Origin of the sequence: Labilibaculum manganireducens (genome assembly GCF_002843385.1) — a bacterium.
In the GTDB taxonomy this organism is placed as follows: domain Bacteria; phylum Bacteroidota; class Bacteroidia; order Bacteroidales; family Marinifilaceae; genus Labilibaculum; species Labilibaculum manganireducens.
This window is the reverse complement of sequence record NZ_MVDE01000029.1, coordinates 41,995-62,007: the sequence shown is the minus strand read 5'-3', so window position 1 is coordinate 62,007 and position 20,013 is coordinate 41,995. Positions and strand designations below refer to the sequence as shown.

Annotated in this window: 20 protein-coding genes; 4 read left to right on the top strand and 16 right to left on the bottom strand. The window is 34.7% G+C overall.

What is annotated here, in order from left to right; translation table 11 throughout:
* Nucleotides 1-349: 349 nt before the first annotated feature.
* From BZG01_RS16195 to BZG01_RS16170, 6 genes are all read right to left on the bottom strand, one after another.
* On the bottom strand, nt 350-1,177 hold the full coding sequence (locus BZG01_RS16195) for a mechanosensitive ion channel family protein (RefSeq protein WP_218973141.1): 828 nt from the start codon (nt 1,175-1,177) through the stop codon (nt 350-352).
* A gap of 27 nt (nt 1,178-1,204) precedes the next feature.
* Nucleotides 1,205-2,722 (bottom strand): OmpA family protein, encoded by a 1,518-nt coding sequence (locus BZG01_RS16190; protein WP_101310883.1) that lies wholly within the window; start codon nt 2,720-2,722, stop codon nt 1,205-1,207.
* Between the two features lie 204 nt (nt 2,723-2,926).
* On the bottom strand, nt 2,927-4,726 hold the full coding sequence (locus tag BZG01_RS16185; RefSeq protein WP_101310882.1) for a DEAD/DEAH box helicase: 1,800 nt from the start codon (nt 4,724-4,726) through the stop codon (nt 2,927-2,929).
* A 175-nt stretch (nt 4,727-4,901) separates the two neighbouring features.
* Nucleotides 4,902-5,300, bottom strand: a complete 399-nt coding sequence (locus BZG01_RS16180) for a hypothetical protein (RefSeq protein WP_101310881.1) — start codon at nt 5,298-5,300, stop codon at nt 4,902-4,904.
* A gap of 32 nt (nt 5,301-5,332) precedes the next feature.
* The gene (locus tag BZG01_RS16175) at nt 5,333-5,944 is read right to left on the bottom strand and encodes a class I SAM-dependent methyltransferase (RefSeq protein ID WP_101310880.1); all 612 of its coding nucleotides are present in this window, start codon (nt 5,942-5,944) and stop codon (nt 5,333-5,335) included.
* Between the two features lie 26 nt (nt 5,945-5,970).
* Nucleotides 5,971-6,657 carry a GumC domain-containing protein gene (locus BZG01_RS16170; protein WP_101310879.1) on the bottom strand — a complete coding sequence of 229 codons (687 nt, stop codon included), beginning with the start codon at nt 6,655-6,657 and terminating at the stop codon, nt 5,971-5,973.
* A 295-nt stretch (nt 6,658-6,952) separates the two neighbouring features.
* Between BZG01_RS16170 and BZG01_RS16165 the strand changes: the two genes are divergently transcribed.
* Nucleotides 6,953-8,176, top strand: a complete 1,224-nt coding sequence (locus BZG01_RS16165; RefSeq protein WP_101310878.1) for a carboxypeptidase-like regulatory domain-containing protein — start codon at nt 6,953-6,955, stop codon at nt 8,174-8,176.
* A gap of 31 nt (nt 8,177-8,207) precedes the next feature.
* On the opposite strand, the gene BZG01_RS16160 is transcribed toward BZG01_RS16165, so the two are convergent.
* From BZG01_RS16160 to nusB, 8 genes are all read right to left on the bottom strand, one after another.
* Nucleotides 8,208-8,729, bottom strand: coding sequence for a GNAT family N-acetyltransferase (locus BZG01_RS16160; protein ID WP_101310877.1), 522 nt, complete (start codon nt 8,727-8,729; stop codon nt 8,208-8,210).
* A gap of 122 nt (nt 8,730-8,851) precedes the next feature.
* Nucleotides 8,852-9,265 carry a DUF5606 family protein gene (locus BZG01_RS16155; protein ID WP_101310876.1) on the bottom strand — a complete coding sequence of 138 codons (414 nt, stop codon included), beginning with the start codon at nt 9,263-9,265 and terminating at the stop codon, nt 8,852-8,854.
* Nucleotides 9,266-9,357: 92 nt separating this feature from the next.
* Nucleotides 9,358-10,077, bottom strand: coding sequence for a TerB family tellurite resistance protein (locus tag BZG01_RS16150; protein WP_101310875.1), 720 nt, complete (start codon nt 10,075-10,077; stop codon nt 9,358-9,360).
* A 126-nt stretch (nt 10,078-10,203) separates the two neighbouring features.
* Complete coding sequence (gene coaE, locus BZG01_RS16145) at nt 10,204-10,797, bottom strand: dephospho-CoA kinase (RefSeq protein ID WP_101310874.1); 594 nt, start codon at nt 10,795-10,797, stop codon at nt 10,204-10,206.
* 45 nt (nt 10,798-10,842) lie between these two features.
* Nucleotides 10,843-11,853, bottom strand: coding sequence for a CdaR family protein (locus tag BZG01_RS16140; protein ID WP_101310873.1), 1,011 nt, complete (start codon nt 11,851-11,853; stop codon nt 10,843-10,845).
* A gap of 54 nt (nt 11,854-11,907) precedes the next feature.
* Entirely contained in the window at nt 11,908-12,228 is a 321-nt protein-coding gene (gene yajC / locus BZG01_RS16135; protein ID WP_180327350.1) for a preprotein translocase subunit YajC, read from the bottom strand.
* 57 nt (nt 12,229-12,285) lie between these two features.
* Entirely contained in the window at nt 12,286-12,759 is a 474-nt protein-coding gene (locus tag BZG01_RS16130; protein WP_101310890.1) for a DUF1573 domain-containing protein, read from the bottom strand.
* A 126-nt stretch (nt 12,760-12,885) separates the two neighbouring features.
* Complete coding sequence (gene nusB / locus BZG01_RS16125) at nt 12,886-13,836, bottom strand: transcription antitermination factor NusB (protein ID WP_101310871.1); 951 nt, start codon at nt 13,834-13,836, stop codon at nt 12,886-12,888.
* Between the two features lie 286 nt (nt 13,837-14,122).
* Here nusB and BZG01_RS16120 point away from each other — a divergent pair, with 286 nt between their 5' ends.
* From BZG01_RS16120 to BZG01_RS22130, 3 genes are all read left to right on the top strand, one after another.
* Nucleotides 14,123-14,518 carry a DUF3276 family protein gene (locus BZG01_RS16120; RefSeq protein ID WP_101310870.1) on the top strand — a complete coding sequence of 132 codons (396 nt, stop codon included), beginning with the start codon at nt 14,123-14,125 and terminating at the stop codon, nt 14,516-14,518.
* 336 nt (nt 14,519-14,854) lie between these two features.
* Nucleotides 14,855-17,368, top strand: a complete 2,514-nt coding sequence (feoB, locus tag BZG01_RS16115; protein ID WP_101310869.1) for a ferrous iron transport protein B — start codon at nt 14,855-14,857, stop codon at nt 17,366-17,368.
* Between the two features lie 4 nt (nt 17,369-17,372).
* On the top strand, nt 17,373-17,579 hold the full coding sequence (locus BZG01_RS22130) for a FeoB-associated Cys-rich membrane protein (RefSeq protein WP_101310868.1): 207 nt from the start codon (nt 17,373-17,375) through the stop codon (nt 17,577-17,579).
* 112 nt (nt 17,580-17,691) lie between these two features.
* On the opposite strand, the gene argF is transcribed toward BZG01_RS22130, so the two are convergent.
* Together argF and arcC are read right to left on the bottom strand one after the other, a co-directional pair.
* Nucleotides 17,692-18,693: an ornithine carbamoyltransferase gene (gene argF / locus BZG01_RS16105; RefSeq protein ID WP_101310867.1), complete on the bottom strand. Its 1,002-nt coding sequence runs from the start codon at nt 18,691-18,693 to the stop codon at nt 17,692-17,694.
* A 64-nt stretch (nt 18,694-18,757) separates the two neighbouring features.
* Nucleotides 18,758-19,738, bottom strand: a complete 981-nt coding sequence (gene arcC / locus BZG01_RS16100) for a carbamate kinase (RefSeq protein ID WP_101310889.1) — start codon at nt 19,736-19,738, stop codon at nt 18,758-18,760.
* Nucleotides 19,739-20,013: the final 275 nt, after the last annotated feature.

Below are 20,013 nucleotides of genomic sequence, written 5' to 3'. Positions count from 1 at the left end.
TTTGTTGTTTTGGACAACAGGTTATGAGATCTCTCGGGATAAGATAACGTACTTTCGTCACGTCCTACTTGATTTACTCTTAGTGGTTACGGTTGACTTTTGGGTTTTCCCAATCCATAGCTCGGTTACCCACACTAATAAGCCTTATATCAAGTTTCTGTTCGTTAGAACGATGACTTTGCTGATGGCTTCCTTCAGATTTGGGGTCGCCCCCAACACCCTTGCCAATTGCTAGTTCTTCCTGTCAACTCGGCGAACTCAAGAACGTTTCATCTTGATAGCACGTTACCATGCCCGACATACTAAAAAAGGGAGACTTTCGTCTCCCTTGAAATATACTCTTCGTTTATTAATGATTATAAACGTGAACATCGCGCTGTGGAAAAGGAATCCCGATATTGTTCTTATCGAATTCTTTCTTCACTGTTTCTTGCATATAAAAGAAAACGGTCCAATAATCAGCTGCGTTTACCCATGCTCTTACGGTAAAGTTAACAGAACTGTCTGCCAACTCAGAAACCGCAATAAAATGCGCAGGATCCTTAAGTACACAGTCATGATTAGCCAGCAGTCCATTCAAAATCTGTTTTGCTTTATCAATGTCATCAGAGTAACCAATTCCAAACTTCATATCAACCCGACGTGTAGGTTGTGTTGAATAGTTTATCATAGAACCTGTTGCCAAACCTCCGTTTGGAATAATAATGGTTTTATTATCAAAAGAAAGCATTATTGTATTAAAAAGTTGAATTTCCTGAACAACTCCAGCGTACCCCTGGGCTTCCAATACATCACCAACCTTAAATGGCTTAAAAATTAAAATCATTACTCCTCCTGCAAAATTCTGCAAGGTTCCTGATAAAGCCATACCTACAGCCAAACCTGCGGCTCCTAAAATTGCAATAAATGAGGTCATCTGAACACCAACCATTCCTACTACAGTAATAAATAGCATAACTTTCAACAGAATCCCAAATAAACTTACCACAAATGGTTTCAAAGTAGGATCCATATCCCTCTTATCCATCACCTTAGAAACACCTTTTACAATTGCTTTAATAATCCACAATCCAATTACTAAAGTTACTAAGGCTAACAATAATTTAGGAGTATACTCTAACGCCATTGTCCACAACTGGTCCGATTTACTATACACAACATCCAAATCCATATCCATATCCATTTTTTTAATATATTTAAGTGATTATTTAATTACTAATTCAAATTGTACTCTTCTATTTAAAGCTCTTCCTTCGGCTGTAGCATTTGTTGATATTGGATTTAATTCTCCGAAACCTTTAGCTGTAATTCGCTCAGTCACAATGCCTTTTTCGGTTAAAAACTGCTTGGTTGCATTGGCTCTTTTTTCAGACAAAAGAAGATTCATCTCTTCTTTTCCTTGGTCGTCAGTATAACCGGAAATAGTTAACGAATAAGCTGAGTAATCATTCATAATCTGCACAACTTCATTAAGAATTTCTCTTGATTTTGGAGTTAACACATCCTTCCCTGAAGCAAACTGAACATTTTTAGCCACAAATTCAAGTTCCTTTTTAACTTCAGCTTCAATTTCAGGGCATCCAAAATTTGAAACAGTACCTGCCATTTCCGGACACTTATCCTCCTCATTTACAACGCCATCTTTATCATTATCCAACGCACAACCCATAACATCCACCACATAACCTGGTTTCGTTTTTGGACATTTATCTTTTGCATCGGTTACTCCATCACCATCTGAATCCGGACAACCGTTAAGTGTTTTTAATCCTTTAACTTGGGGACAGGCATCTTCAGAATCCTGAACACCATCTCCATCAGTATCCGGGCAACCAGCAAACAGAACCAGTCCTTTTACATCAGGACATGCATCATCCTTATCAGCAACCCCATCGCCATCTGAATCAGGACAACCAGCCAATAATGGGTCTCCTGCTAACATTGGACACTCATCCTTGAAATCAGCCACGCCATCGCCATCGGAATCCAAAGGACATCCTTTTTTATCAACAGCTACCCCTGAAGGGGTATTAGGGCATTCATCTTTTCGATCACTCACACCATCACCATCTGAATCCTCTGATTTTCCAAAATTATATATTACACCAATCGTATTGTGCATGAATTTATCGTTGTATGATTTAGCTTCTCTTTCTTTATTTTTATAACCATCATACCTATCACTCATCGGATAATAAATTCCTGTTTCCAAAGCAACACTCCATCTGTCATCAATTTGAATATTTAAACCTGCCGCATAATAAAAGTTTACATTATCATACTGCTTATTAAAATCGCCACCAAAAACCCGGCCTTTAGTATCTGCATTGGTATAACCTAAACCTGCAACTAAAAACGGAGAAAGTGTTGCATTTTCTTTTAGAAAATAGCCATTATTGAACTTATATTTTAAATTTACATCGGTATTAAACAACCACGCATCAAAATTACCAATAGCACCTTCTGATTCTACATTAAAGTAACTTACGCGAAAGACAGCGTCAAAAGAAGGGTTTAAATATCGACCTAAGGTTGCAGATCCAAGATAAGGTTTCGAATTGCCTAAATCCCAAAAATCATTAGCAATATCCCCTTTATAATCATTAAAGTTTAAATAGAGCCCTACACCCCATTTCTGATCTGCATTCTGAGCTCTTACTACTGGGGACAGAAGCGATAAAGCGAATAGAAGCAAAACAATTTTAAAGTACCTTTTGTTCATAGCATAAATTTTAGTTAATACATAAACTACAATAATACATTGTGTAAAACACCTTAATTAGAATAAAAATAAATAAAATCAACAGAATATAAAATATATATTTGATCAAAACATTACCTTTTTACTCTAAACTTAAGATTATATATATTATAATTCTTACTATATAAAAACCGGATCAAAATTAACTGCAAAAAAAAAGGAAGCTTACGCTTCCCTTTTCTTTCTTTCCGAATATCTCGGACTATCACTTGTTTTCCTTTTTCTATCTCTGAAAGATTCTTTTTTGTTTCCTCCGCGATCAGATCCTCCTCGACCTCTGTCAAAACCAGATCTGTCAGATCTTTCACCTCTTGGTCTGCCTTTTCTATGACTATCGCCACCTCCACTCGTTGGGCGATCTCCAGACACTTCAATACGGATGCTTCTACCCCCTACAACTGCTCCGGCAAAACCTTTTACAATATCGTTAGTAAACTCTTTTTCCACATCAAAGAAGGAGAATACACCTTTTAAATCTACTCTACCAATATTCTTTCCTCTAACACCACATTGCTTGTGAATTAAAGTCAATAAACGAGGGACATCAATTCCATCTTTTATTCCAATATTAATAAACATACGATCTTCATTGCTATCACTACTCTCACTTGCTCTTTGAGCTCTTTTTTGAGTAGATGATTTCATATTCAAATCAGGAGTATTTTTGTAATAATCCATAAAACGGTTAAACTCGAGAGATACAAACTTCTTAATGATATCTTCTCTGCTTAATTCGTTTAATTCGCTGTTAATAGCTTCAAAATATGTTTCGATATTATTCTCTTCAATATCTACCTCCTTAATACGGTTCATAAAGTGAAGCAATTGCCTTTCACAAACTTCTTCACCACCAGGAACCTTTACCTGAGCAAATTCAACATTTAGTTTCTTGGAAAGATCTCTTATTTTTCGTTCATCACGTGGCGTAATTAAGGCAATTGAAATACCTGATCTGCCTGCTCTTGCTGTACGACCACTTCTGTGCGTGTAAAATTCCAACTCATCAGGTAAGTTGTAATGAATTACATGAGTAAGATCGTCAACATCAATGCCTCGGGCTGCAACATCTGTAGCAACTAAAAGCTGAAGAGTTTTATTTTTAAAACTTCTCATTACCTTATCGCGCTGAACCTGCGAAAGATCCCCATGTAAAGCATCAGCTGAGTATCCGTCCTTCATTAATAATTCGGCTACTTCCTGAGTTTCCTTTCGGGTACGGCAAAAAATAATTCCAAATATATTAGGGTAATAGTCAACTACTCTTTTAAGAACATTATATCGATCACGATTATTCATTAAATAATACTGATGCTCAATATTTACATTCGAAGTATTCGCTTTGCCAACTGTAACTTCAACAGGATCTGTCATGTAGTTTTTAGCAATTCTTCGAACTTCGGCAGGCATAGTTGCAGAAAACAACCATGTTAACTTATCTTCAGAAGTAGAAGAAAGTATTACATCAATATCCTCTTTAAATCCCATGTTAAGCATTTCATCTGCTTCATCAAGAATTAAATATTCAATTTTAGAAAGATCTACTGCTTTACGTCTAATCATATCAAGTAGACGGCCAGGAGTGGCAACAATAACATGTGCTCCTCTTCTTAATTTCCGGATTTGATCATCAATGCTGGCACCGCCATAAACGTTTACAACATTAAGATTCAAAATATTTTTAGAAAATAATCTTAAATCGTCTGCAATTTGGATTCCCAATTCCCGTGTAGGGGATAGAATCAAAGCTTGTGGTAATTTTACGTCTTGTTCGATTAGTTCGAGCAAAGGTAAACCATAAGCCGCCGTTTTCCCAGTTCCAGTTTGAGCCAAACCAACGAAATCCGATCTTCCTTCCAATAGTACTGGAATTGCTTTTTCTTGGATAGGTGTTGGATTTACGAAGCCTAACTCTTTGATAGCTCCTAGGATAGCCTCAGAAAGGCCAAGATTTTCAAATGAATTCATTCTATAAAATTTATGAGCCGCAAAGGTACGAATTTAATAATGAACTAAGCCATCTTTTTTAGTATTATCCTACAGGAGAAAATAATAACAGATAAACAGGAAAGTACGAATAAAGTTTACATTGAAAATCACAAACTTACAAAAAACAAATCCATCAATATTTTCAACACTACTTTCAATTTTTAACAAGCATAAAAACCACTTCTGATTTTATTATAGAAGGCAACTCTATTTTTCGAAGCTCTAAACTTCTTAGCCAACCTTCCATTTCATTTTCTTTTAAGCTATAAAGAACCTCACGAAACTCATCAATTTGATCGTCGTTAAAATCATTCTCTTCAAAGCTCTTATATGCATCTAATTCTTCGTCCTCGTAATATATAATTTCCTCAGACATCCTATTAATCAAATCGGTTTCACAAATCTCGTGAGCACCGCAACACTCTTCTATTGGCTCTGCAGAAATTTTACTTTCCACATCTCCTCCATTTTTTGATTTCCAACGCTGTCCTAAATAGGTGGTTAGCAATGCAATTCCCGCAATCCCCACAAGTGCTATCAATAAAATTTCCATGAGCACAAAGCTAAATATTCACAGTTAATTAATCAAGATATCCAGATGTTCTTTTTTTTCCCAACAAATCGCACAACCATCGCTTTCCCCTTATGCAATTTGCCTTCTGAAAGATGGATTTCAACCTCCTCCAACAGTAAGATGTCAAATTCTTCAAAATCTCTTCTGATTTCTGATAGATCGTAGAGCATATCCTCGTTTGGTGGTCCACCGGATTTACGACCAATCTGATTTTTCGAAAAAACCTCCATTAGAACTACTCCACCCGGCTTCACCGAATCGGCAACAAATCGATGTGCGATAAATCTTTGTTGTGAGGGCAAATGCAAATAAAGCAGAGCTGCAACATCATACTTTTCCTCAATTGAAGGATGGTCTAATATATTTTCAGTATACATATTCACATCAACCTCTTGCTCTGCAAAAAACCTTTTAGCATTCTCCACAGCTTTCTTACTGTAATCAAAAGCATCAACCTTCCATCCTGCACGAGAAGCATAGGCTGCATTTCGCCCCTCTCCTTCACCGGGCAATAACATTCTTCCCGACTTAAGAAGATGCAATTGTGTTACAAAAAACAAGTTTGCCTTTTCGCCGTAAATATATTTCGATTCAGCATAACGCTGATCCCACATCTCCTTCATATATATATATTCGATTTTTAAAAAGCTTATTTAGCAACTGCTTTCTCGTATTCTTTCTTATACAATTTAACTTGATTGGTCAATTTTTCAATTTCAGCTTCATTCTCATCTTTAACCTTTCTTAACCAGCTCAGCTTTCCATCTTTTTCTTTAATTTCAGCTTTCAGGCTTTCAATCTCCTTGTCTTTCATTGAGATCAGATCTCTATTCTTTTGTGTTTCTGTTTCAATCTTCTTCTTTTCCCAATCAGCTTCAACACTGGCTGTCTTTAAATCCTGGCTCAGCTTGCCTGATTCCAATTTTAACCCTTCAATTTGTTTTAGCAAACCAGAGATTTTCAAATTATTTTCCTCATTCAGATTCAAAGCGGAATTGTATTTATCCAATGTTTCCATCAACTTAACTTTAAGTTCAGTGGTATCGGAAGCAAGTCCCATTAATTCGGTACTCAAATCATCAATTTCTGTATTTTTCATAGCATTACTCTCCGACATGCTATTCTTCATCTCATTGTACTCTGCTAATGTTTGATCCAATTTGGAATTTAGCTCAGTAATCTGCGTGCTTTTTTTTGAATTCTCGCTATCGAGAGCAACAACTTTGGCATCACTTCGGCGTTTTGCATATTCTAATTCTTCATATTTTTTCTTGGAGACAACACACGACAGAAGAAAAAAAGGAAGCATTGACAGGATAAGAAATTGTTTTTTCATAGGATCACTATTTGTTAATAGATTTATTATACCAAAACCGAATTGGCCAGGTCATAATATTAGCTTAAATGTAAACGAAGATATTTCTAATTCGACAAAAAATAAACTCATATCATAAAAATTAACATTTTTTATCATGAAAACAAGCTCTTTTTCTTTCCTAAATCTATCATAAACATATCTTTGTAATAATTAACTGAAAATATTGGCATTAATTTCTTTTTGTGGCAAGAGAATTGATAGCTTACTTATAACTTAAATTTTTATTTATCTAAAAATCAGCAAACCCATACTTATGCAAAAATACATTATACTTCTCCTTGCTCTCATTACCTTGTCCTTTTCAACAACGGCACAGAAAGATAACAACGAAGAAAAAACAAAGTTAATCCGGATTGTAGGCAAGCTTACAAATGAAATCAATAATGAACCGATTCCTTTTGCAAATATTGGAGTTCTTGGATCATATATTGGTGCAGCATCTAATATGGATGGAGTTTTCGAACTTAAAATACCAGGAGATTTATTTGAAAAAACCATACAGGCTTCAGCAGTTGGTTATTCCACATTCTCAAACAGTGTGAAAAACTGCATACAAGAAGATACATTGATGATAAAATTAACGCCAAAAAATTACAGCATTGCTGAAGTTGAGGTAACTGCTCAATCATTAGTTCTGAAAAAGAGAATTAGAACTGCAATTGAAAGAATTCCGGAAAACTACCTGCAGACTCCTTTCAATTACGATGTTTATTATCGCTCCGAAAAATTCGAAAACAGTAAACTAAACCGGCTTAGAGAAGCCGCAATTCGTATTTATGACGACAAAGGATATCAACGGGCAGATGCTTATCAGGTATTTAAAGAACGTGGTTACAAGTTTTTGCAGGTACGAAAGAATTTTGAGACTTCATCGCTTGCCGACGGGTCGACTTATTTAGAAGAATTATTGGAAATGGACATTGTACGTAGCCGAGGAAATATACTAAACAACAATCATTTAAATTTTTACGATTTAAACCTGGAACAAATTACAGAGTACGAAAATGACTCAATCTGGGTGATCGCTTACAAAAGTAAAAAACCAATGTTAAGCAATACGGGCGATTACTATGCCAAAGAATATTCGGGTAAAATTTACATCAAAATAAAAGATTTTGCTGTGATTAAAAATGAAACTCATGTTGTTGCCAGTAATTATTCGTCACAGGGAAGAAGTTTTTACGTTAACGAAGAACGGCAAAAGTGGAAGCCATTAAAAATTGAATACGATTTTAGTGTTACCTACAAGCAACATTCAGGGAAATATTACTTGAGCTATGTGAACTACAAGCGTCATCATGAAGTAGAAGATAAAAAAACGAAAGAAATCACTTCAACGGATATCAACACAGAAATGCTGATAACCCAAATTAACACCAACAAGCCGGAAGTAATTGAGAAACGAGCATATTATGAAAATATGCCTTACGATAAAAATTTCTGGGAAAGTTACAACATCATTTTTGATGGGAAATAAATAAAAAAAAGAGGCTAAGGCCTCTTTTTTTTTATCTTCGAATTATGGCAAAAATCAATTGATCCAAATAATTGCCGTTCTTGTAAACGGCATTCTTTAAAACAGCTTCCTGCACAAAACCTGCCTTTTCTAAAACTTTTACTGATCCAATATTCCCTTCAAAAACATTTGCATATAATCTCACAATATTCATATGTAAAAAAGCATAATCTACAGTTTCCTTTACCACATGAGTCATAATCCCTCTGTTCCAATACTTTTGTCCGATCCAATAACCCAATTCGGCCGATTTACAAAAAACATCTTCCTGTCGTTCTACACCAACACAGCCAACCACTTCTTTATTCACCTCAATTGCCATAAAATACCCCTTAGCAACATGATTTACAAAATGAATCCAACGATGAGCATCCCTAAGAGTATATGGGTATGGAAAGCTGTTTTTTAAAAAACGGGATACATCCAAATCATTTCCAGATTTAACAAGATCCTCTTCATCTCCAGATTTCCATTTCCTTAATAAAATACACCCTTTATCAATTTCTGCTGCCATAGCAAACCTCCATTTTCGATTTCTACTTACAAGTACGTCAAAAAAAACTTTGTTGTCAATCAAATATGTGCAAAAAAAAACTGTCCATAAAATGGACAGTTTCTTAAATGATATAGAAGTTTTTATTCTTCCTCTTTAATTTTTTCTACGGTTTCTTCAAGATCCAACAAATCATTTTCCTGTAGAATATTGTACCACTGAAAAACTTTTTTCATATCAGAAACATACACGCGATCTTCATCGTAATTAGGCAACACTTCAGTCATGTAAGCTTTCAATTCATTCCCTGAAGCTTTGTGACTTATTGCCTGACCTCCATTTTCCTTTTCCTTAATACTTTTAAAAACAACTGCTAACTGAACATCTCCTTCATCAGTAAAAATAGCAATATCTTCTAAAGCACTAATTTTAGAAGACGCATAAGCTGCCATACGCTTTTTATCAATCAAAGACTCAACAATTAGAGCATTCTTTGAGTTAGATACCATTTTAAAAAGACCTGAATGTCCTGCTATGGCCAATATTCCTTTCAACATATTTTCGTTTTTATATTTGGAAGCACAAATTTATAATTCAATTGTAGTTAAAAAAACAATTTTGCAAAAAAATATCTTAGAATTAATCCAGATTACGCAAACCCTCTTTCTTTTTTAATTTTCTCGAAGGCTTCACTCAACTTCTGGAACTTCTCCTTTGCGGCCTCCTGTACATCTTCACCCAAGTAGCTCACTTTATCAGGATGGTATTTAGCTGCCATTTTTCGATAAGCCTTTTTAACCTCAGCGTCAGAAGCATCCCGTGTTAAGTCAAGAATCTTATAACTTGATTCTGTAGATTGAATAAACATAGACTTAATCGAGTTGTAATCACCCGACTGAATACCCAAATAGTAAGATATTTTATCAATAATATTTAATTCAGACTCAGAAACAATTCCATCAGCCTGAGCAATTCCAAATAGAAAATGCATCAGCTGTAATCTGGAGGAATAATCAAGATTGTGCTGAATCTGCTGACATACCTCCTCAACAGGTATATTTTGCTTTAGAATATCACGAAGTACAGTAATTGCATCGCCAGCTCTGCCAACACCAAAACTTTTTACCAGATATCCTTTTACGTAATCTAATTCTACTTTTAATACTTTTCCATCTGCCTTCATTACAGCAGCAACCAAAATAAGCAAGCTCATTACAAAATCACCTTGTCTTGTAGCTCCTCTTACATGAACGTTCTCAATTTCAACTGTATCAATTGCCGATCCCAACATAAATCCCAATACTCCACCAATTGGACCTAAAAAGGCCCAACCTAATCCGCCGGCAATCCATCTTCCGTATTTTCCCATTTTTCGGCACTAAATTATTTTACAATTCTAGTTTTCTTAAAGCAAAGAAAACAAAAGATCACTTAATTAGAAATCGTACTTCTGAAAAAGCGGCTCTATTAACAAAGTTTAACAAAAGTTTTAAATTTATTTCTTGGCTAAAGACCTAATTTGTTTGTCTATTCGTTCAATCTGAGGAAGAATTAACTCTGTATTGTTATAAATTACAAAATCAGCTTTTTCAATTCTTACTGATTCCGGAAGTTGACTTCTCATTCTCTCCACAATCAGTTCCCTGCTCATTGAATCCCGCTCCATGACTCTTTGAATCCTGATCTCGTCTTTTGCTGCAACTGTAATTATCTTATCGAAATTCTTGTACAAACCACTATCAAAAATTATAGCCGATTCTTGTATTACATAGGGTATTTGAGAATGTTGTTCGCACCATCTAATAAAATCTTTTCGAACTGCAGGGTGAACAATCGAATTAATATCTTGTAATGCTTCTGAATCATTGAATACAATCTCAGCGAGTAATTTTCGATTTAAATTAAAATTGGAATCATAAATCTGATTCCCAAAACGAGAAATCAATAAGTTCCGAAGCTCCGAATCAAAAACCATCAATCTTTTTGCCTCAATATCAGCAATATAAACAGGAATTCCCATCATCTCAAATGCCCTTCCGACAATTGATTTTCCTGATCCGATTCCTCCTGTTAAGCCAACTTTCAACATTCTTGAAATATTTTTATAATTCCTTTTTACAAAAGGCGAACTGTTTTATTCGAATGTTTTCTTCTCTTTCAGATAAGTAACTTCCTGAGGATAAAAACGAACATTTGTTACGAAACCGGGACTGCGTAATAACTGTATCTTTAACTTATTACTACCCTCATCTGAAGTTTGATTATAATCCACTCTCACGTCGAACAAATCAACCGAAACCTTATCATGCTTTTTAAATCCCACAAAATAAGATACTTTAACATCGCCTGGAAATAACCTTAGTATTAAAGAATCAGGAAGATTGCTCACTTTAATAGGAACAGTAACTTTTTCTTCAGTAAATTGTTCAACAGGAACCGTTATTTCAACTTTCTGTTGATCAAACTCAAGACCTTCTATCTGTTTTAAACTTACTTTCTTTTTAACCGTTTTATGCAAATTAGTTAAAACGAGCTCCTCCGTTTCCACAAAATCAATACTATCGAGAATTGAACTAGGCCCTTTCACAACCACACTGTCAAATTCCAAAGAGATTGCTTCATCTAACATGAATTGCTGCTCAAAGCTACTCGACACATTACTCTTAATAGGAACCTTCTTTTCTACAATCGGAGAAAACTCAAAACGTATTGTATCCGGTGAGATACTTACTAACTTAATACTTGAAGACAAATCTCTTTCGAATCGGCTCATAATTTGAGCCGTAGCCAGAGAATAGGTTTGAAGAGTTCTGTTTTCTATACGATTATTAGTATAAAACCCAACATCGAAAGGATTGGAAAGAAATGCCGTACTTATTTTATAACGTATTAAATCAAAACCATACGCATTAACTTTTAAGGCTAATTTTTCCGGTAATTTATTGGTAAGAACTTTGTTCTGCGGTAAATTAATATACCGAACAGGATAGTGCACTGTGGTTGTATATTCTTTTCCTAAAGCATTTAGGAACCAAAATATTGTAGCGATCCCAACAAAAAAAACATACACAAGCAGTTTTTTATTCGAAGCAATTTTTTCTGTATTAAAAAGCTCCTTTATCTTTTGAAGATCTGGAATACCCAATGCTAGAAAAATTTAGAAGAAGAAGACTGTGCTCAATGAGCACAGTCTAAACTATTATTTTTGAGCAACATCGCTCATATCTTTAACTACTGCTGCTTTATCAATTTTCAATCGGTTTTGTCCTTCAACTTCCATGATAATTACAGTCTCCTGAATTTCAAGAACTTTTCCATAAATACCTCCTGTAGTAACAACCTTATCTCCTTTTTTCAAATCATCACGAAATTTTTTCAGTTCCTTCTGCTTTTTCATTTGCGGACGAATCATGAAAAAATAAAATACCACTACAATTAGAATTAGAGGTACAAATTGCATGATAGGGTTCTGCCCCTCTTGAGGTTGTGTCATCAATAAGATGTTCAATAAATTATCCATTTCAATCCTAAATTTTAAGGCCAAAGGCCATATTAAATTATACAATTACTAATTATTCTATTTCACTTGTGCTGTAATCACCAGCTCTTTTGTTCCAGATAAAGTGTTACAAAAAACGGTGATCACCTTGTATTGTTTTCCGTATCTTCCTTCAGAGTTAAACTCCACTGTTATATGTGATTCCTTACCAACTTTCACTGGCTTCCTCTCCCATTTCACAGCAGTGCAGCCACAACTTGTTTCAATATTCTTAATTACTAAATCTTTCGACCCAATGTTCTTAAAAAAGAAATCACAAACAACGATTTCACCTTCAGAAATCACGCCAAATTTATGTATTTCTTTAGTAAACTCAAACTTCGGAAAACCATTCGGCGGAATAATCTCCTCAGAATGTTTTCCTTGAATCAATTTACCATCAGGCTTACCTGTTTTATTTGAAGTGCATTGTACTAAAAATGAGAACAAAATTACTACAAACAGTATACTACAAAGATATTTGCCGGTTTGAAGATGTGTATTTTTATTCATTAATTGTTCAAACATTTTGGTTCCCGAATGTAGTGAATTTTAATGGAAGTACATTTGCTTCTCTTAATAAAATAAAAAATGCGCATTACCGAAAGATAAGCGCATTTTAAAGTGTATTTTTTGGAATTATTTTCCTTCTATTAAGCCTCTGCCCACTTTTTTAACAGTTCCATTTGATTTCAACTCCTGAACCATTTTATCAAGAATTCCGTTAATGAAATTACTACTATTGGCTGTACTGTAGAATTTGGCAATTTCAAGATATTCGTTAAAACTCACTTTAACAGGAACACTTGTAAACTCCTTTATTTCTGTAAGGGCCAGCTCCATGATCAAAATATCCATGTATGCAATACGCTCCAAATCCCAATTTTTGGTATTCGCCTTAATCAATTCCATATGATCAGTATGATTGATAATGGCCTTACGCAACAATGTTTTCACAAAATCCTCATCATCACGATCCTTATACAAAGACATTAAAGAAGTGTAAGTGTCATCGGTTTGAGAAAATCCTTTTATTGTTCTCACAACCATGCTAATAATGAACTCTATTTCGTCATTCCAATAGATGCTTTTCTCTTCCATTAAGCTGTAAAAATCCTCATCTGCAGCAATAATATGAGTAAAAAACTTCTCTACAAATTTCTTATCAGAAGCATAAGTGCTCTCTGGTAAGGCCATATACTCATGATACAAATCTGAATTAATCAATTTGTCATGCAAAATCCTAACGTAATCCTCTTGATCGCTCCAATTTACGGTGTGCGAATTAGAATAACTATTCAACTGAATGTTATCTGCCAACTGCCTGATTACAGAATTATTAATAAATCTTGTGTTGGGATTTAAATCCTCATGAGATGGAATAATTTTGCCTCTTGAATTTTCAATTTTCTTTTCAGAAACAAAAGCAACATCCACAATAAGCAGAAGTAAATAATGATACAAATCGTAAGCTTTTCCGACGCTAAAAAATAATTCCTTTTCGGCCTTAGCTATTGTGCGATCCTGGTTTTTATAATAGGCATACAAAATCTGCAATACCTTAACACGAAGCAATCTTCTACTAATCATACGTTTAAAGAACTTGTCAATTACATTAATTCGGTTGCAAAAGTAGGCTTTTTTTACTTGCTAACAAGAAAAAACTAACAAATAAGATAAAATAATTAAGCCTCCCAACAAAATAGCTTTACATATTAAAAACAAGTAAAAAAACCACCTATGCCCTGAAAAGGTTTGCATACTCATTTTAAATAACCACATTTTCCTCAATAAAATACATATTCATAATAAATAGTACGTATATTTTTTTATTTTTGAATGTATAAAATCAAAATAAATAACAAATTATTTTCAAATGGAAGGTTACGATAAAAAGGAAGGGTTTGAAAAACATAATCGAGATGAAATTTATTCAAATGCGGTAAGAGCAGGGAAAAGGACTTATTTTTTTGATGTTAAAGCAACAAAGAAAAACGACTATTACTTAACAATCACCGAAAGTAAAAAACGTTATGACAAAGAAGGAAATTTCACCTTCGAAAAGCATAAAATATTTTTGTATAAAGAAGATTTCGATAAATTTTCAGATGGCCTTTTAGAGGCAATTGATTTTATCAAATCTTCAAATTTGGAGAAAGAAACTGACGAAGAAACTTATGCAGATTCAGAATACCATGAACCAGCAACAGTTATTGAAGGATTTGAGTCAGAATCCTTTACAAATATAGAATTTGAAGATTTAACGGAATAATAATTCCATATATAATTTATAAAAGCTGTCCTTTCTGACAGCTTTTTTTTTGTCCATATTCAATCTATATCAATAAAAAAGCAAGTCAAAAAATCTATGTTTCCTTAAAACACTTACTTTTGCCCAAATTTATATTTAATTTTGCCAATCTGATTAATTATTACACATCCCAGATTAAACACAATGAATTGAAAAGGTTAAAATACCTACTATTAGGGATTGCAAGTCACCTATTTTTCCAATACGTTTGACAAGCTTTAATTAAGCACAATAATTAAATAACAATCAAGTTGCAATTATCAGATGCCAAACGGCATCATCTATTAATAAATAAGAATGAAGCTTTCCGAATTATCTGATAGTCAAGAGGGAATTATAATAAAAGTTCAGGGACACGGAGCCTTTCGAAAGAGAATTACCGAAATGGGCTTTGTAAAGGGCAAGAAGGTCACTGTTATCAAAAATGCTCCTCTTAAAGATCCTGTTGAGTATCAAATAATGGGGTACGAAGTTTCCCTAAGAAGAAGTGAGGCATCTTTAATTGAAGTAATTACAAAAGAAGAGGCTAAAAATATTAAGGTAAATGGATTTGAAGGAACTATTAGTGATGACATTCTAAAAACTTCAGCAAAAGAAAAAGGGAAAAAAATTCATATTGCTTTGGTTGGAAATCCAAACTCGGGTAAAACCACACTATTCAATTATGCCTCCGGATCAAAAGAGCACGTAGGTAATTACAGCGGAGTAACCGTAGACGCCAAACAAGCCAAAGTAAAGCAAAATGGTTACCATTTTAACATCACTGATCTGCCTGGCACATACTCGCTAACAGCCTACTCTCCCGAAGAATTATTTGTTCGCAAATACATTATGAATGAAAAACCGGATGTGGTAATTAACGTTGTTGACGCATCTAACCTGGAGAGAAACCTGTACCTGACCACACAGTTAATTGACATGGATATAAAGGTGATTATTGCCTTGAACATGTATGATGAACTGGAAAAAAAAGGTGCTGTCCTTAATTTTAAAGCTCTTGCAAAAATGCTTGGCATTCCAATTATTCCAACCATCAGTCCGAAAGGAACTGGCATAAAAGAACTTTTTAATAAGGTAATAAATGTGTACGAAGACAAAGATCCAATTGTACGTCACATTCATGTAAATTACGGTAAATCGGTTGAAAGATCGATTGCTAAAATACAACATGAAATAAAAAAGGATCCTAAAATCTGCACAAAAACATCTCCTAGATTCCTGGCTATTAAACTTTTGGAAGCTGACAAAAGTGCTCGTCACCTAGTACAGGATAGTGACAGGCATTTCAATATAAAGAACATCGCAAAAGACGAAATTCAAAAAATTGAAAAAGAATTTGGCGAAGTGTGCGAAACCGTAATTACTGATTCGAAGTACGGATTTATTGATGGAGCACTTAAGGAAACTTACAAGGAGAGTCCCATTAAACGCAGACGTAAAACCACAATAATAGACACGTTCATCACTCATAAGCTGTTTAGTTTTCCGATTTTTTTCGTGTTCATGTTTTTAACGTTTTACGCCACCTTCAATTTAGGCGAATACCCAATGCAATGGATTGATATGGGTGTAAATGCTTTTGCTGGATTAATTGAACAATTTATGCCCGACGGTCCGCTAAAAGATTTATTTATAGATGGAATAATTGGTGGTGTTGGTGGTGTAATTGTATTCCTGCCAAACATTCTGATTTTATTCTTCTTTATATCCTTTATGGAAGACACAGGATATATGGCCAGAGCCGCCTTTATTATGGATAAACTAATGCATAAAATTGGCTTGCATGGAAAATCATTTATCCCATTAATAATGGGATTTGGGTGTAATGTACCTGCATTAATGGCAACCAGAACCCTTGAAAACAGAAATGACAGAATATTAACTATGCTGATCACCCCATTCATGTCATGCAGTGCAAGGCTTCCTATTTATATTTTAATAATCGGAACATTTTTCCCTGAACATGCAACATTAGTTCTATTCGGAATTTACACTTTTGGTATAGCTCTTGCGATTTTCTTTGCAAAAATTTTTAAGGCGAGCTTTTTCAAATCCAAAGATGCTCCCTTTGTTATGGAACTACCGCCTTATCGTTTGCCTACTCTTAAATCGACCATAATTCACATGTGGCATAAAGGTGCTCAATACCTGCAAAAAATGGGAGGTGTGATTCTTTTAGCTTCTATTCTAATTTGGGCTTTAGGGTATTTCCCCAGAGAGATCAATTTCTCGAAGGATTACGATAAAATGATAGTGGAAACCAATCAAGATTTTGATAGTCGGATAAACAACATACAGCAAAACAATGAAAATGATACAAAACAGTTGCTATCCGAAAAAGAAGTAGAGATTCAAAAAATTCAAAACCTTAAACTGGAGGAGAAACAACAAAAATCTTACATCGGTCAAATCGGTCAATTTGTTGCACCCGCTCTGCATCCTTTAGGTTTCGATTGGAAAATGACTGTAAGTATATTAACCGGTATTGCCGCCAAAGAAGTTGTGGTAAGCACAATGGGGGTTCTGTATCAGGAAGGAGAAGGCGCAAGTGAAACCAGCGAAGGATTGAGAACGAAGTTGAAGGAGCAAAAATTTGCCGGCAGTTATCGAACAGGCGAGAATGTTTTTTCCAGCTTATCGGCTCTATCATTCCTTATATTTATTCTGATTTATTTTCCATGTATAGCAGTAATCGTAACTATCGTTAAGGAAGCCAATTGGAAATGGGCAGCTTTTGTTGTGTTTTACACTACAGGATTAGCTTGGCTGGTTTCCTTTATCATTTACCAAACAGGCAATTTAATACTTTAAAATTATGAGCTTTCAATTAATATCAACTTATGCAATTGTGATTTTCGCATCTGGATATACTATATATCAGTTTGTGCGTTTATTCATAAAACAGAAATCGAGTTGTGGAGGTAGTTGTGGAGGTTGCAGTTTTAAAAATGAGCTAAAAAAACGTGGCATTTCTGGAAATCCAATTCTTAAAAATCAAAACTTTACATATATTAAAAATTAACAAATACAGAACACCTTTATTTTAAACAAAAATAATACACATAAGAAAACATAACAACAAATAAAAAGGGTAGTCAAACGACTACCCTTCTCTTTTTATCTAAAAAGCTCAATTATGCTCCTAAAGTAGCAACCATTACTGCTTTTATAGTGTGCAAACGGTTCTCAGCTTCGTCAAATACAATAGATGCAGGAGATTCAAAAACCTCTTCGGTCACTTCAACACCATCCATACCAAACTTTTGGAAAACTTCTTCGCCAACTTTTGTTTGTCTGTTGTGATACGCTGGCAGACAATGCATAAATTTACACTTATCGTTTCCTGTAGCTGTCATCAAATCAGCATTAATCTGATATGGTTTAAGAATACCAATTCTTTCTTCCCAAACCTTATCCGGTTCCCCCATCGATACCCAAACATCAGTATAAAGGAAATCACATCCTTTAACTCCGGCTTGCGCATCATCAGTAATTGTAATAACAGCACCTGTTTCTTTAGCAATTTCCATACATTGAGCCACCAATTCTTCTTCTGGCTGGAGATTAGCCGGACCAACGATTCTTACATCCATACCCATTTTAGCGGCACCAACCATTAAAGAGTTAGCCATATTATTACGGGCATCGCCCAAATATGCAAATGATATTTGACTAAGCGGCTTATCTGAATGCTCCGTCATAGTTAAAAAGTCAGCTAATATTTGAGTTGGATGAAATTCATCTGTCAAACCATTCCAAACAGGAACACCCGCAAATTTTCCTAATTCCTCTACAACTGCCTGTCCGTATCCACGGTACTCAATACCATCATACATACGTCCTAAAACGCGGGCAGTATCAGCCATTGACTCTTTAACACCAATCTGAGAACCAGAAGGACCTAAATAAGTAACGTGAGCACCTTGATCGTAAGCTGCTGTTTCAAAAGCACAACGAGTACGAGTTGAAGATTTTTCAAATATCAAAGCGATATTCTTTCCCTTCATAGTCTGCACTTCTGTACCTGCATATTTTGCTCTTTTAAGATCTCTTGCAAGATCCAACATATATTGCATTTCCTTTGGAGTAAAATCCAACAACTTCAAAAAGTTTCTGTTTCTTAAATTAAAAGCCATGGTATGTATTTTTTAAAAATTACAATCACAAAAGTAATTATAATCTGATATTAATAATAGTTAATTAAAAATTATGCTCTACGTCGTTTTTATCGTATTCCATAGTTATTTTGGTTCCGTAAGATTTATCGACCAATTTGGTTGCTTCAGTAATAACTGATTTACCACCGCCATTTTCAATAAAACTTAGACAAGCACGGATTTTCGGGGCCATAGATCCTTCTGCGAAAGTACCGTCTTCCATGTATTTCATTGTATCGGCATGATTCAAGAACTCAAGTTTTTTCTCATTTGGCCCTCTAAAGTCATGATAGACAAAGGAAACATCAGTAAGAATATAAAATTCATCCGCTTTAATCCGGGCTCCAATCAATGCCGAAGCAAGATCTTTATCAATTACAGCTTCAACCGGACAAAGGTTCCCATTCTCATCTTCAGAAACCGGAATACCACCACCACCAACAGTAATTACAATATTACCCTGACGAGCCAGATTTTCAATAACCTTCTCATTCAAAACACGAATAGGTTTTGGCGAAGGCACAACACGCCTCCATCCTCCTTCTGTTTTCACCTCTTCCTTAAAAATCCACCCTTTATCAGCGCGTAACTCGTCAGCTTGCGCTTTGGTATAAATCTTACCCACACGCTTTAAAGGATCAGCAAATGCAGGATCATTCTTATCAACAACAACCTGAGTCACCAAAGTCACCACATCTTTCTCAATGCCATTTTGCTTTAATACATTACGCAAATTCCTCTCAATCATATAACCAATTCCCCCTTGAGAATCAGCCACATCAATATCCAAAGGCATTTGAGGAATATTGTAAAGCTGCTCACCTGCATCGTTTCTCATTAAGATATTACCTACCTGAGGGCCATTACCATGAGCAATAATAACATCGTACCCTTCCTTAACAAGAAAAATAAGATTTTCAAGAGTATCAATTGTGTTCTGAGTCTGCTCCTCAACAGTCCCTTTTTGACTCCCCCTCAACAAGGCATTTCCGCCTAATGCTACAACTGCTAATTTATTTTTCATTATTTTTACATTTATGTTTTTCATTTTATAATGCAAATCTAAAAAAAATAACAACAAAACAATGAAATACCTTTTTATTTATAATATTTTTCAACCTCTGTTTTTCAACACATTACGACACTTTTAAATTTACTGTTCAGTACCTAATTCTGTAAATGCATGAAATTCAAAGCAAACAATCTTTAAAATACACTCGTTTGCAACGATCAATCTATTTGTGTAGTTATGATAACTTTTTCTCGTAAATCAGCATTCCAATTCAACTATTCTACCCA

Excerpts from the sequence above, each read along its gene's own strand:
- arcC (WP_101310889.1), bottom strand. The coding sequence starts at position 19,738 with ATGAAAAATAAATTAGCAGTTGTAGCATTAGGCGGAAATGCCTTGTTG.
- BZG01_RS16150 (WP_101310875.1), bottom strand. The coding sequence starts at position 10,077 with ATGGGAAAATACGGAAGATGGATTGCCGGCGGATTAGGTTGGGCCTTT.
- BZG01_RS22130 (WP_101310868.1), top strand. The coding sequence starts at position 17,373 with ATGAGCTTTCAATTAATATCAACTTATGCAATTGTGATTTTCGCATCT.
- BZG01_RS16120 (WP_101310870.1), top strand. The coding sequence starts at position 14,123 with ATGGAAGGTTACGATAAAAAGGAAGGGTTTGAAAAACATAATCGAGAT.
- BZG01_RS16195 (WP_218973141.1), bottom strand. The coding sequence starts at position 1,177 with ATGGATATGGATTTGGATGTTGTGTATAGTAAATCGGACCAGTTGTGG.
- BZG01_RS16130 (WP_101310890.1), bottom strand. The coding sequence starts at position 12,759 with ATGAATAAAAATACACATCTTCAAACCGGCAAATATCTTTGTAGTATA.
- argF (WP_101310867.1), bottom strand. The coding sequence starts at position 18,693 with ATGGCTTTTAATTTAAGAAACAGAAACTTTTTGAAGTTGTTGGATTTT.
- BZG01_RS16170 (WP_101310879.1), bottom strand. The coding sequence starts at position 6,657 with ATGAAAAAACAATTTCTTATCCTGTCAATGCTTCCTTTTTTTCTTCTG.
- nusB (WP_101310871.1), bottom strand. The coding sequence starts at position 13,836 with ATGATTAGTAGAAGATTGCTTCGTGTTAAGGTATTGCAGATTTTGTAT.
- BZG01_RS16160 (WP_101310877.1), bottom strand. The coding sequence starts at position 8,729 with ATGGCAGCAGAAATTGATAAAGGGTGTATTTTATTAAGGAAATGGAAA.
- BZG01_RS16190 (WP_101310883.1), bottom strand. The coding sequence starts at position 2,722 with ATGAACAAAAGGTACTTTAAAATTGTTTTGCTTCTATTCGCTTTATCG.
- coaE (WP_101310874.1), bottom strand. The coding sequence starts at position 10,797 with ATGTTGAAAGTTGGCTTAACAGGAGGAATCGGATCAGGAAAATCAATT.
- BZG01_RS16180 (WP_101310881.1), bottom strand. The coding sequence starts at position 5,300 with ATGGAAATTTTATTGATAGCACTTGTGGGGATTGCGGGAATTGCATTG.
- BZG01_RS16175 (WP_101310880.1), bottom strand. The coding sequence starts at position 5,944 with ATGAAGGAGATGTGGGATCAGCGTTATGCTGAATCGAAATATATTTAC.
- BZG01_RS16165 (WP_101310878.1), top strand. The coding sequence starts at position 6,953 with ATGCAAAAATACATTATACTTCTCCTTGCTCTCATTACCTTGTCCTTT.
- BZG01_RS16155 (WP_101310876.1), bottom strand. The coding sequence starts at position 9,265 with ATGTTGAAAGGAATATTGGCCATAGCAGGACATTCAGGTCTTTTTAAA.
- BZG01_RS16185 (WP_101310882.1), bottom strand. The coding sequence starts at position 4,726 with ATGAATTCATTTGAAAATCTTGGCCTTTCTGAGGCTATCCTAGGAGCT.
- yajC (WP_180327350.1), bottom strand. The coding sequence starts at position 12,228 with ATGGATAATTTATTGAACATCTTATTGATGACACAACCTCAAGAGGGG.
- feoB (WP_101310869.1), top strand. The coding sequence starts at position 14,855 with ATGAAGCTTTCCGAATTATCTGATAGTCAAGAGGGAATTATAATAAAA.